The following is a 13285-nucleotide window of genomic DNA, read 5'->3' as shown; positions in this document are numbered from 1 at the left end:
GAGGCCCCCCCGGCTCCTGGCGCAGCGCGGCACGTCCTGGATGGTGGGGATGGCCCGGCACGGATGCCGTGGCGGCACGGGGATGGCTCGCCCGCCGGGATGTCCGGCAGGCAGGCAGGCTCCACCCGGGCCTTGGGTACTTCGCCAGGGCTGCCCTGGAGTGCCAGCCTTTGACCCTGGAGTGCCGCCCTGTGTCATCGCCTTGGGACGAAGTCAGCCCGGAGTTGCAAGCGATGCGGGGTTTCCACGTCGTCTCACGAGGACTCAAGGCTCTTGGATGGCAGCCAGCGAACGAACACCCGGGATGCCGGAGCAATCACCGGCTGCAGGGCTGCTGGCCAATGTCCGGACCGCGGTGACCGGGAGCCCACGGATACCCGCGGTGGGATTGGGGAAGGGGGAACACGGTGGTGAATGAGACCTTGCGCGTCCGGGTCGCGGGCATTGCTCGCGAGGCCGAGGACATCCTTTCGTACGAGCTGGTCTCGGAGGATGGAGGCGCACTGCCTCCGTTCGAGGCGGGTGCCCATCTGGAGGTGCGGGTGCCGGGCCCGGGCGACTACGTGCGCGCGTACTCGCTCTGCAACGACCCGGACGAGACGCACCGCTACGTCATCGCCGTGCACCGGGATGGCAAGGGACGCGGCGGCTCGCGCGCCATGCACGAGCGGGTGCGCGTGGGAGACGTGCTGGAGGTGGGGGCGCCCACCAACAACTTCCCGCTGCTGTTCGCGCGCAGCTACGTGCTGGTGGCGGGCGGCATCGGCATCACCCCCATGCTGGCCATGGTGCGCCTGCTCGAGCGCACCGGCGCCTCCTACACGCTGCACTACTGCGCGCGCTCACCCGAGCGCACCGCCTTCCGCGAGCTGCTGTCTTCGGGGCCCTTCGCGGGCCGCGTGCGCTTCTACTTCGATGGAGGCGACCCGACGAAAGGGCTGGACGTGCAGGGGCTGCTGGCCAGCCGCACGCCGGGCGCACGGCTCTACTGCTGCGGCCCCGCGGGGCTGATGAAGGCGGTGCGCGCCGCCGCCACCCAGCACCGGTGGCCCTGGGAGAAGGTGCACTTCGAGTCCTTCACCGCCGAGGGCACCGGCGCGGCCTCCGGCCAGGTGGACACCGACTTCGAGGTCACCATCCGCAGCACGGGCCAGGTGCTGCGCGTGCCCGCCGGTCAGTCCGTGCTCAACGTGCTGCGCCTCAACGGCGTGCCCGTGCAGAGCGACTGCGAGGCCGGCTCGTGCGGCACCTGCGTCACCCGCGTCTGCGAGGGCCAGCCCGAGCACCGCGACACGTTCTTCCAGCAGGAGCCCGCGGGCGACAAGCGCATGCTCGTCTGCGTCTCCCGCGCCCGCACGCGGCGGCTGGTGCTCGACTTGTAGCGCCCCGGCGCCCGGAAGCGCGGGCCGCTCCCGCGCCCTTCCAGGCCCGTGGACACTCCGGGCACGAGGCGCCCCGGATGCGAGGCGCCCCGGATGCGAGGCGCCCCGGGTGCCCGGAGGCGCTTCACCTCGGGAAACGTCAGCCTCCGTCCGCCGCGAGCCGGAGCGCCTCCTGGAAGATGCGGTCCGTTCCCCCGGCGAGGCTCGGCGCATCGAGGGCGAGCTCCACGTCCGGCGGGAGCCCGACCCGCTCGTACACCTGGCCGTCGGGAGCGGCATACAGCTCGTTCGACAGACCGAAGGACCAGCCGTTCGGAAGCTGCCGGGTCAGCACGTCCGAGTGCGCGCCATCCGTGCGCTCACCCACGACGGTGACGTTCGGGAGTGCCCCCATGGCCATGGTGAAGATCTCCGCCGCGCTCGCGGACAGGCTGCTCGTGAGGATGTAGACCCGGCCGGTGAAGCGCCGCGGGCCCGCCGGGGCGAAGCGGTACTCCCGCGGAGGGGTGAAGCCCTGCCCCACACGGGCCTTCTTGGTGAAGGCCAGGCGCTCCACGTCCGTGAAGCGGCTCGCGATGGCCAGCGAGACGGCGTCGTAGCCGCCTGCATTGAACCGCACGTCGAGGATGAGGGCCTGCTTGTCGCCCAGCGCCGCCAGCGCCTCGTCGATGGCGCGGGCCGCCGCTGCCACGTCGTCCGCTTCGTCGCCCGCGGGCCCGCTGAAGCCCACCATGCCGGCGAGGAAGATGTACCCCACCCGCGCGTCGAGTGACTGGTACGCCAACCGTTCATGCGCCGTCAGCGTGACGCCCGGCCCGCCGAGGTAGTGCCCGCGCACGTACTGCTTCACGCCCTCGAGGTGCGTCTCCAACCATTCGGGCGGCGGCTTGGGACGGAACTCCTGGTCGTCCGCTTCGAGTGAGATGTGTCCGTCCGTCAGGGGCGCGAGCAGCTCGGACAGCACGGAGAACAGCTCGGCCTCGCTCGTCCCGGACGTGACACGCGGCCGGAACGTCTCGTAGCGGGCCCGCCAGTCGACCCCGTAGAGGTCGAAGAGGGCGTACTGCTCGGCGAAGGTGCTCCAGAACACCTCGAAGTTGGACACGGGGTCATCCGCTCGAGGCTCCGGCCGGGTGCAGACCTCCGGGAAGGCCGCACGCCGCGCGGTGATGTGGAGCGTCGTCGCGTTCTCGATGACGAGTTGCTCGCCGTCGAGCCGGAAGCGCAGCCCGAGCCCGGGAGCGGTTCCATCCGCCTCCACGCCCTCCCTGGCGTAGCGCAGGCAGCTCACCGTGGTGAGCTCATGCAGCGCCACCCTGTCGCCCTGGAAGCGGACGACGAAGCCATAGCCCTCGGTGGTCCAGCTGCCCTCCAGCGCTCCGTCGAGGGGAAGCGGGTCTTCTCCGTCATCCTCCCCGCACGCGGGCAGCGTCACGAGCAGCGCCAGGGAAAACAGCCGGAACCAGCGGGTCATCCGTTTCTCGTCAGGCATATGGAACCTGCCTGAACACCGGGAGCGGGAGATTCTGTTACTCCCCTGCCGTCGTGACACGCTTGGCACAGGGCCGGCCGGGCCCGGGCTACGCGGCGCGACCCTCGGCATCGCGGCGGACGCGGGCGACCTCGGTGCGGATGAGCTTGCGCAGCGCCTCCGGGTCGAAGGGCTTCTCCACCCGGGGGTTCTCCACCCGCTCCAGGAACTGGCGCGCCGCTGGCGTGAAGGCGCCGCCGGTGATGAAGACCACCCGCTCCACGACGCGCGGCGCTTCCCGCACCAGCGCGTCGTACAGGTCCATGCCCGTCATCTCCGGCATCATCAGGTCGCAGAGCACCACGTCGTAGCGCAGCTCCGGCCCACGCAGGTACTCCAGCGCCTGCCGGGCACTCACCAGCACGTCGACGTCGTTCTCCCGCGCCAGCGTGCGGCGGATGGCCCCGCTCACCAGCGCGTCGTCGTCCACCACCAGCACCCGGCCGCGCGCCTGCACCGGGCCCGTGTCCAGCGGCGCATCCGTGCGGGGCTCATGCGCCGGTGGAGCCGCGTCGGGCCGGGCATGCGGCGCCAGTCCGTGCGCGGCCTGCCTGGACGGTACGGCCTCCGACGCCGTGCCGCTCGTGGAGGCCGCGGCGCCTGAAGGAGTGCCCTCCGGCGCCGCCGTGCGCGACACCGTGCTCACGGCCCAGGCCATCGGCCCCGTGGGGCCCGCCTTCACGACCTCGGCACCTGCTGGAGGAACGAAGCCCACGGTGCGCTCACGGAGCACGGCCTCCGAGGAGCGCGCCGGGGTCTCCGGCGTCGTGCCGGTGCCGGGCATGAACGGGTCCGCGACCGAGGACCACCGCTGCGAGCCCGGGGGGGCTTCCACGGCCCCGCGCGCTGGCGCCGCGTCCGCCCTCGGCTCCACCGTGCCACGGGCCTGCGCCGCGTCCGCTCTCGGCTCCACCGGTGGACGCACCTGCGCGGCCTGCGTCGCCTCCCACGCCGCGTCCACCACGGCCTGGACGGCCACGGCGGGCATCGCCCCCGAGTCGCGCGCGGCGCGCTTCAGCGTCACGCGGAACACGGCGCCCCGGCCCGGCTCGCTCTCCACGGAGATGCTGCCGCCCATGGCCGTCACGTACGCATGGCACAGCGACAGCCCCAGCCCCGTGCCCACGCCCGGCTTCGTCGTGTAGAACGGGTCGAAGATGCGGCCGAGCGACTCCGGGGCAATCCCGATGCCCGTGTCGCGAACCTCGGCCACCACCATGCCGTCGGGCGCCACGCGGGTGACGAGCCGCACCTCGTTCGACTCCGCCCGCCCCTCCGGCAGCGCGTGCGCCGAGTTGATGAGCAGGTTGAGGAACACCTGCGCCAGGCGCGCCTCGCTGCCCTCCACCCTCGGCACCTCGCCGTAGTCGCGCACCAGCTTCGCGCGCGGGCGCAGCTCGGCCATCGCAATCTTCGCCGCCGAGTCCAGCACCGCGTGCAGGTCCACCGGCCCCTGCTGCTCCTCGTCCGGGCGGGAGAACGTCTTCAGGTCGCGGACGATGCGCCGCACCCGGTCCGCGCCGTGCAGCGCCTCGCGCAGCGCCTGGCTCACGTCCTTGAGGCGAGGCCCCGCCCCGCGCAGCTCGCCCAGCTCCCGCGCCAGCACGTCCGCTTCCTCGCTGGCGTGCTCCAGGTTCGACACGATGTAGGCCAGCGGGTTGTTGATTTCATGGCCCACGCCGGCCGCGAGCTGCCCCACCGCCGCCATCCTCCCCGCTTGGACGAGCTGCGCCTGCGTCTGCCGCAGCGTGCGCATGTTCGCCTCCAGCTCCTCGTTGGCCCGCGCCAGCGCCTGCGTGCGGTCCTGCACGCGCTCCGCCAGCCACCGCTCGCGCGCCTTCAGCTGCCCCACGCGCAGCAGGTACACGGTGACGCCCAGCACGCACATCCCCAGCACGCACAGCAGCCAGAAGCCCGTGCGCTGCCACAGCTTCGGCTCCAGCGTCACCGCCAGCGTCACGGGCTGCGACCACGCGCCGTCGCGGCCCTCCGCCTGCACCTCGAAGGTGTAGCTGCCCGGGCGAAGCCCCGTGTACGTGGCCGTCCGCACCTCCGAGCTCACCCAGCCGTCGTCATGCCCCACCAGCCGGTAGCGGAAGGGCAGCTTCTTCGCGGCCCCGGGCGTGAAGGCCGTGAAGCGGATGTCCAGCCGCGAGCGCCCCGGCGGCAGCTCCACCGGGCCCTCCACCGGCACCGGCTTGTTCTGCACCCGCACCTCTTCAATCCGCACCTCGGGCGGCTGCCGGCTCGCGTGCACCCGCACCGGGTCCACGACGATGGCGCCGGCGAAGTTGGTGAACCACAGCCGCCCGTCCTTCCCCCGCCAGCCGGACGGCTGCGTGTTGCCGTTGCACTCCGAGCTGCGCATGCCGTCACGCTCGTCGAAGTTCAGCGAGCTCAGCCGAGGCAGCTTCCCCGAGGCCACGGCCTCCAGCTCGTCGCGGGACACGCGCGACACGCCCTTGTTGCTGCTCATCCACAGGTAGCCGTCGGCGTCGGGCACCAGGCTGAACACCGCGTCGTCGTACAGCCCCTGCGCGCCGGTGAAGCGCGCCCAGGTGTCGTCGCGCAGGCGCCCCAGCCCGCCCGTCTCCGTGCCCACCCACAGCGTGCCGTCCGGGTCCGCCAGCAGCGCCAGCACCACGTCGCCCGGCAGCCCGTCCTTCTGCAGGAAGCGCTGGAAGCCCTTCTTCTCCTCCTCCCAGCGCAGCAGCCCCATCTCCGTGCCGAACCACATCCGGCCCTTCGCGTCCTCCGCCATGACGATGATGGGGTGGTTGATGCCCTGCTTCGGCCCGTAGACGGTGACCTCGCCCCCATGCAGCCGCGCCAGCCCGCGCTGGGTGCCCAGCCACGTGTCGCCGCGCGAGTCCTCCAGGACGGCCGTCACCACGTCATGGGGCAGCCCCTGCGCGCGCGTCATCCGCGTGAAGCGCGCGCCGTCGTACCGGTACGCGCCCCCGGTGGTGCCAATCCACAGCGTGCCGTCGGACGTCTCGTGCAGCGCGGGAATCACCTTCTCCGGCAGCCCCTGCTCCGCGCCCACGTGGACGAACTGCCCGCCCTCCAGGCGGTACAGCCCGCCGCCCACCGTGCCCACCCACATCGTCCCGCGCCTGTCCTCCAGCACGGCGCTGACCGCCGCGTTGCTGGCCAGCCCCTCGGGGATGCCATAGGTGGTGAAGGGGCCGTCGCGCAGGCGGTACAGGCCCGAGTACGTCCCCACCCAGAGGTGGCCGTCCCGGTCCTCCAGCAGGGACAGCACCTCCGCGTCCACCAGGCCCGTGCCGGGCACGGGCGCGCTGAAGCCCTCCGCGGTGCGCCGCACCAGGCCGCCGCGCCGCGTGCCCACCCAGAGGTTGCCGTGGCTGTCCGTGTACACCGCGGTGACGGACGTCGTCGGCAGGCCGTCCTCGACGGTGAAGCGCCGCACGAGCGTCCCATTCCATGACAGCAGCCCGGTGGCCGTCGCCATCCACAGCACGCCCGCCGAGTCGCGGCTCAGCCCCTGCACGTACGGCCGGGGCTCCGGGCCCGGCATGGGGAAGGGTGCCGCCTCCAGCTTCCCGCCCACCACCCGCACCAGGCCCTGCTTGGTGCCCACCCACAGCGAGCCGCCCTCCCCCTGCGCCAGCGAGAGGACGTGCACGTCCGGCAGGCCGTCCGCGTCGGTGTAGTGACGCGCCGTCCCGGTGCCCAGCGGCACCTGCCACAGCCCGCCGGAGGTGCCCACCCACAGCACGCCCTCGCCCGCCACGAGCCCCAGCACCTTCACGCCGTCCAGCGGCGCCGCCGCGCCCGGGGCGCGCTCGAAGCGGCCGTCGCGGTACGCCACCAGCCCCTGCTCCGTGCCCACCCACAGCGTGCCGGACGCGTCCTCCGCGAGCGCCTTGATGATGTGGTTGCGCAGTTCCGGCGTGGTCTTCTTGTCGAAGACCTGGAAGCGGTCTCCGTCGAAGCGCACGAGGCCCTCCCACGTCCCCAGCCACACGTAGCCGTCGCGCGTCTGCGCCAGCGACAGCAGGCTGTTCTGCGGCAGGCCGTCGTTGGCGCGCCAGGAGTCCTGGCTGTACTGCGAGACCCGACGCTCGGGGTCCAGGGCCATGCCCGGCCTCGCCAGGAGCAGTCCCGCGAGGAAGAAAAGCCCGATGAGTCCACGCAACGAAGCGCGGTAGCGATACCCCGGAATGCACATGTCGCCCCCCAGTGTCCGGCAGAACCGCCCGGGAGGCCAAACGCGACGAATTCCACCCTGGATGGAACGTTGAGTGGCACAGCCTTGGCGGCAGCGACGGGAGCACGACCTCCACGCCCGGTACGGCCTTCCCCCTTCCCCCGTCGCTGCCGCCTCTTCCGCCACCACCCCCGACGCCGGGCCACCCGCGCCTGACGCCTTCCAGCCACCACCCCCACGCGGGCCGATGCGAGGCTCCGATGGTGGAGGGAGCCGCGCCGCTTCGCGCTGGGTTGAAGATGCGAGCCCATCCCGCCCCACGCCACTGCGGGAAGGCGACAGCAGCCATGTCCCGAGGTCGACCCAGGCGAGCCTCGAAACGCCTGGCCTCCCGCCAGCACCGACTCCCAGCGTGAGTCTGCGACGACTGCGCGCCAGGCCCATGGTTTCCCCTCGGAGCAAGGCCGTGACGGTGGGCACCGGGGCCCGTGGCTGTCATCGGCCTGGAGTCCGGGGTCGCCGCGGCCCGGGCCACGGTGTCCGGCCCTCGCGTCCCATGCGCGTGAGCGGCAGCGCGCGAGGCCTTTGCGTGGATGTCATTTCCGACAGCGGGCGGAGGCGCCGGTCTATGCTCCGCGCCCCGAAAAGAGGCTGGATGAGCGAAGGCTCGTTGTTCTCGACGGACACGGTGGCGCACGAGGCCCGGTACCAGTGGCGCCTGTGGGTGGCGGACCTGCTGGACCTGGTGACGGCGGCCCTGGTGGGCTGGGCGGCGCTGCGGGCGCTGGAGCAGGAGCGCACCCCGGGCCGCATGGTGCTGGCCATGGTGCTGGCGTGGCTCGTCACGTGCGCGGTGGGGGGGCTCACGGGCCGCACCTTCTGGCGTCAGGTGGCGGCGGTGCGGCTGGTGCGCGGCGAGCACGCGCCGGGGCTGGTGCGCGGGCTGGCACGCGCCTTCACGGTGCCCGTGGACATGCTGCTGACGGTGGTGGTGCAGCACCGCTCGCTGGACACGAAGCTGGGCCTGTACGCCGAGCGGGTGCCCCGGGGCGTGGGCGCGTGGCTGAAGGGCCTGGCCCCGCAGCTGCCCTGGCTGGCGGTGCTGGCCGGGGCGGTGTGGCTGCTCGTCACGCCCACCCGCGCGGAGGCACTCAAGTATCTGGGGCGCACGCTGACGGGCTGGCACTGCTGCCACGGCTCGCGCGACATGACGTGGGAGTGCAGCAGCTCGCTGGACCGGGCGGTGCGCGGCGCTCGCGGCGGAGACGCGGCCCTGCAGGCGCTGATGCCCGAGTGTCCGGTGGCCGCGCAGCGCGTGGGGAAGTGAGGCGCCCGTCCCGCGTCAACGGACGGGCCCCAGCGTGAGGGAACTCAGCGCAGCGGTTGCTCGTGCTTTCCCTGGTCGCAGTAGATGCCCATCATGTCGCTGCCCACCGAGTACCTGGCGCCGGGCTTGTAGTCCTCGATGGTCCGGGACGCGCCGGGCGCGAGGTGGCCCAGCCGCCCCACCATCCGGCGGCTCGTGACCACGTCGCAGTTGGTCCAGGCAGTGGAGTCCTTGTTGGTGATGGTGACGGGCACTCCCTTCGTGCTCGCGAAGAGGCCCGAGACGCTCCTGCGCTTGCGCACCCCGGCATTCAGCTTGCCCGTCTCGGCGGGCTTCACCGGCTCCTCCGCGGGCGCGGCCTCGGCGGTCTCCTCCTCTGGAGCTGGAGCTGGAGCTGGAGCGGCCTTTCCGGCGGCGGCCACCGGGATGAACCGCACCCCGCCGGCCTCGAGCGCGTCCTCATCCAGCTCGAGGTAGATGCGCGTGGCATGCGTGAGCTTCGCCGCGCGGGGCGGCTTCACCACCCGGGCGAGCCCCAGCACCGGCCGCTGGCCATTCTTCGCCGCCGGGCCCACGACCTGCACCTCCGCGCCCTGGATGAGCCCCGCGGACAGCCCTCGCTCGATGTAGTACCTGCCCCCGTCCTCCAACACCTTGTGCACCGACGCGGGAGAGACGTACTTGACCGTCGACGTGGGCTCGGGCTCCGGAGCGGTGACGGGCTTCTTCCTTCCGGGCAGCTTCGCCGTGGCCACCGGACGCTTGCCGCCCGCCGGGTCCTGGGCTGCGACGCCCTCCGTGCCCGGCGTCCCGGACGCGCCAGTCCCCACGGCCGCCGATGACGGCACGGCCTGCGCCCCCGGTGCGCCCTGCCCGACGGCGGCCACCACGGGCGCCGTCCCTGGAGCCGGCGGAGTACCGGGGGAGCCCGGGTTCGCGCTCCCCGCCACCGCACCCGCGGGCGCCGTGCCCGGCGCGGGCGTTCCCGCCGCCGCGGCCGCGGGGTCCTTCACCGCGGTCCCCGTGGCCGGCGCCACCGTCGCCTGCCCTCCAGCCCCCGCCGTGGACCGGCCGACGAACAGCGCGGTGGTGGCGGCGGTGGCAATCACCAGCAGCACGGCGATGGCGGCATAGAGCCCCATCGGACGTCGACGGGCCGGGTGGCGGTCCTCGTCGTCCACGGCGGGCAGCGGCCGCGAGGAGGCGCGCGGCGGCGCCTCCACGGTGCCTTCCTCCGACTCCACCGCCGGCACCGGTCGCGACGCCCTGCGTGACCCGTGGCCTCCGCTGCCCGCACGCGCGGCGGGCGTGGAGCCGGAGGGCTGACGCACCGACGTGGGCCCCACGTCCGCGACCTCGTCGCCTTCCCGCGCGGGGCGGGGGGCCTGGCGCAGCGTGGTGGAGCCCGTGTCCGCCTCCTCGTCGCCCTCCGCATAGACGGCGTCCGGCCGGGCCACGCCGCCGCTGCGGCGCTTGGACGGCTGGAGGTCGTTCACGTTGCGCATCACCGTGGGCTCGTGGCCCGTCATGTCGGCGTCGTCCTCCGGAGCCGGCTGGGGGCCGGTGCCATACGTGCCCGTACCGGTGCCCGACACGGGCGCGGGGGTGCGGCGGTGGCTGGAGGAGGAGGACACCTTGGAGATGAGCTTGCGCTGCGCGGCGAACGCCTCCGGGCACAGCCCGCGGACGAAGTGGCCCACCTCCTCGGCGCCCACCTCCGCGCCCGAGCGCACCAGCTCCCCGTTGAGCGCGCGGGCGAACTCGTCCGAGCGCCCGTAGCGCGCGTCCGGCTTAGCCTCCAGCGCGCGCCGCACCACCGCGTCCAGCGTGGCGTCCACGTCCTTGCGCAGCTCATGCAGCGGCGGCACCACCGGCTGCGACATGGCCGCCATCATCTCCCCCACCGTCCCATGGGGGATGAGCGAGCGGCCCGCCAGCATCTCCCACACCACCACGCCGCACGAGTAGATGTCGCTGCGGTGGTCCAGGGCCTCGGCGCGCACCTGCTCCGGGGACATGTACCCCAGCTTCCCCATCACCGTGGCCGGCAGCGTGTACTTGCTGCGCGCCGCGGACTTGGCGAGGCCGAAGTCGATGACCTTCACCTCGCCCTCGTACGACACCATGACGTTGTGCGGGGACACGTCGCGGTGGACGATGCCCAGCGGCGTGCCGTCCGGCCCCGCCTTGCGGTGCGCGTACCCCAGCCCCTCCGCCATGCGCTGTCCGATGAACAGCGCCACCGGCGCCGGCACCGCCACCCCTTGCGCCCGCGCCTGCTCGAGCAGGTACGCCAGGTCCACCCCCGCCACGTACTCCAGCGCCATGTAGTAGGTGCCGTCCATCTCGCCCATGTCGTACACCTGGGCAATCGACGAGTGGACGAGGTGCACCAGCACCTTGGCTTCGTGGTGGAACCGGTCCAGGAACTGCCGGTCCTTCAGCAGGGTTGGAAGAATCGTCTTGACGATGCACGGCTTCTCGAAGCCGGCCGCGCCGCTGATCTTCGCCAGGAAGACCTCCCCCATTCCCCCCTGTCCGAGGGGATGGACGAGCTCGTATCGCCCGAGGAAGCGGGGGGACTCTGTGGGTGTGTGGCTCATGGCGTCTCCCGGCAGCGAAGCACCCGGCCCGGTACCGAATCAAGCAGCCGAGGGACTTCCACTACTACATGGACACCTCTCACGCCCTGAACGGAAAGCTCCGCCCGCGGGGAGGTGTCAGACCGGTCCGGCACAACTGTCCGTGAAAGCAGGCAATACGATTTCGTCCCCGCGTCGTTGAGAGCTGTTTCGAGTGAGTCGCGGGCCCACCCGTCGGACAGGGTGGGCGCTGGGGGGCGGAGTGACGGCGGGTGGGTCCTGGAGGCGGCCAGGGCCTGGGGCCACGCTTCATGGCCCCAACACACGCGATGTGAACCCGCGTACCTCCCGCCATGGAGCCTCCCCGCAGCCGTTGCGGCCACGCGGAGGGATGCACTCCCTGGAGGCATGCGCGCCTGGCTGGCTGGAGGGTTCCAGCGCCGGACGCGAGGGTGTCGCCGGGTGGCGGTGACGGAAGGAGCGACTCATGAAGCGCTGGGGACTCGTGGGACTCATGGCGTTGGCGGCCTGCGCGCCGGAGGACACCGCGTATACGGGAGCCCAGGGCGGCGCATGTCCCGGCGTCACGGCGGGCGCGCTGATGGACGAGCCCCAGGAGCAGGACGTCCGGGGCGGCCCCCGCGAGGATGGCCGGCAGTCCTTCATCGTCCGCTTCCGCAAGGACGGCGTGTCGGCCGCGTCCCAGGTGGGCCAGCTCGGCGGCCAGGTGACGGCCCGCTACCGCACCGTGCCCGCGGTGGCCGCGCGCCTGACGGCCGACGAGCACCGGAAGCTGGCGCAGGACCCGCGGGTGGAGAGCATCGAGCCGGACCAGGTGTGGCATGCGCTGGGCATGGCCACCCTGCCGGCCCGGGCCTTCGCGGCCGCGGCGGTGGAGGGCAGCGTCACCGGCGAGTACACCGACAGCCTGCTGCAGGTGCAGGCCAACACCGTCTGGGACCCGGCGGGGGCTGGCGTGCCGGACACGGCGCGGCCCACGGGCCGAGGCGTGCGGGTGTGCATCATCGACAGCGGGTTGGATTTGGAGCACCCGGAGCTGGAGGGCGCGGTGGTGGCGCGCCGGGACTTCCTGGACGGCGACGACGTGCCGAGCGACGGCGTCTTCGGGGCGTGGGGCTCGGGCCATGGCACGCACGTGGCGGGCATCGTGGCGGCGCGGCCGGGGCGGGGCGCCGCGAGCAGCTCCTTCCTGGAGAAGGGAGGCCTGGTCGGCGTGGCGCCCGAGGCGGAGCTGGTCATCGCCCGGGTGCTGGACGTCAACGGCCGCACGGAGATGAGCCTGGTGCTGCAGGCCCTGGAGTTCTGCGCGGCCGAGGGCGCGAGGGTGGCGTCGCTGTCGCTGGGCGGCGGCTTCGCCACGCGCACCACGCTGCAGGCCTTCCAGGCGGCGGCCGACAGCGGGATGCTGGTGGTGGCCGCGTCGGGCAACGACGGCGGGCGGGTGGTGTCCTATCCGGCGTCGGACCCGTCCGTGCTGGCGGTGGGCGCGGTGGACGCGCAGAACCGGCGGGCGGTCTTCTCCTCCGGGGGGGACGGCATGGGGCTGGTGGCGCCGGGCGTGGACGTGCTGTCCACCTTCCCCCAGGGCCATGGCGCCTTCTCCACGCTGGAGGCGAGGGACTTGAAGCTGCTGTCGCGCCCGCTGCTCAACGCGCCCGAGGGCACCCGCACGCTCGGGCTGGTGGACTGCGGCGAGGGCGAGACGCTGGACTCGTGCAAGAAGAGCTCGTGCAGCGGCTTCATCGCCTACGTGCGCCCCAGCTACCTCCCCGTGGACCTGGTGATGATCAACGTGATGATGCAGGGCGCGAAGGCCGTCATCTTCGGCAACGAGGCGATGGAGGGGGCCGTGGACATCCTCTCCCTGCCGCGCAAGGGCCGGTGGGTGCCCGCCATCACCGTCAACCAGGCGGGCAGCAGCGTGCTGCACCGGCTGATGAGCTACAGCGTGCGCGTCGAGGTGAAGAAGGCCGACTACGCGTACATGTCCGGCACCTCCATGGCGGCGCCGTACGTGAGCGGCGTGGCCGCGCTGCTGTTCAGCGCCCACCCGTCCGCCACGGCGGAGCAGGTGCGCACGGCGATGCTGTCCACCGCGAGGGACCTGGGCTCCGGGGGCTACGACGAGGAGTATGGCCACGGGCTGGTGCAGGCCCACGAGGCGATGGAGGCGCTCGAACACCTGCCGTGAGGGCGCGGCCGTCGAAGGGCGCGCCCCGCCCGCCGCCCCACCCCGCGAGGTGGGGAGGGCGGGCCTGGAGTGCCCGA

At 72.9% G+C, this 13285-nt stretch carries 6 protein-coding genes; 3 read left to right on the top strand and 3 right to left on the bottom strand.

What is annotated here, in order from left to right; translation table 11 throughout:
• The first annotated feature begins 410 nt into the window (after nucleotides 1-410).
• Complete coding sequence (locus LXT23_RS37720; protein ID WP_253985267.1) at nucleotides 411-1382, top strand: PDR/VanB family oxidoreductase; 972 nt, start codon at nucleotides 411-413, stop codon at nucleotides 1380-1382.
• Nucleotides 1383-1521: 139 nt separating this feature from the next.
• Here the strand turns inward: LXT23_RS37720 and LXT23_RS37715 are convergent, their stop codons facing one another.
• Nucleotides 1522-2856: a S41 family peptidase gene (locus LXT23_RS37715; protein ID WP_253985266.1), complete on the bottom strand. Its 1335-nt coding sequence runs from the start codon at nucleotides 2854-2856 to the stop codon at nucleotides 1522-1524.
• 106 nt (nucleotides 2857-2962) lie between these two features.
• Complete coding sequence (locus LXT23_RS50235; RefSeq protein WP_407692938.1) at nucleotides 2963-7108, bottom strand: two-component regulator propeller domain-containing protein; 4146 nt, start codon at nucleotides 7106-7108, stop codon at nucleotides 2963-2965.
• 634 nt (nucleotides 7109-7742) lie between these two features.
• Here LXT23_RS50235 and LXT23_RS37700 point away from each other — a divergent pair.
• Complete coding sequence (locus LXT23_RS37700; protein WP_253985265.1) at nucleotides 7743-8414, top strand: hypothetical protein; 672 nt, start codon at nucleotides 7743-7745, stop codon at nucleotides 8412-8414.
• Between the two features lie 44 nt (nucleotides 8415-8458).
• On the opposite strand, the gene LXT23_RS37695 is transcribed toward LXT23_RS37700, so the two are convergent.
• Entirely contained in the window at nucleotides 8459-11017 is a 2559-nt protein-coding gene (locus LXT23_RS37695; RefSeq protein WP_256561547.1) for a serine/threonine protein kinase, read from the bottom strand.
• 466 nt (nucleotides 11018-11483) lie between these two features.
• Between LXT23_RS37695 and LXT23_RS37690 the strand changes: the two genes are divergently transcribed.
• Nucleotides 11484-13208 (top strand): S8 family serine peptidase, encoded by a 1725-nt coding sequence (locus LXT23_RS37690; protein WP_253985263.1) that lies wholly within the window; start codon nucleotides 11484-11486, stop codon nucleotides 13206-13208.
• Nucleotides 13209-13285 lie beyond the last annotated feature (77 nt).

It is taken from the genome of Pyxidicoccus xibeiensis, assembly GCF_024198175.1.
Taxonomy (GTDB): Bacteria; Myxococcota; Myxococcia; order Myxococcales; family Myxococcaceae; genus Myxococcus; species Myxococcus xibeiensis.
This window is presented reverse-complemented; position numbering and strand designations above follow the sequence as displayed.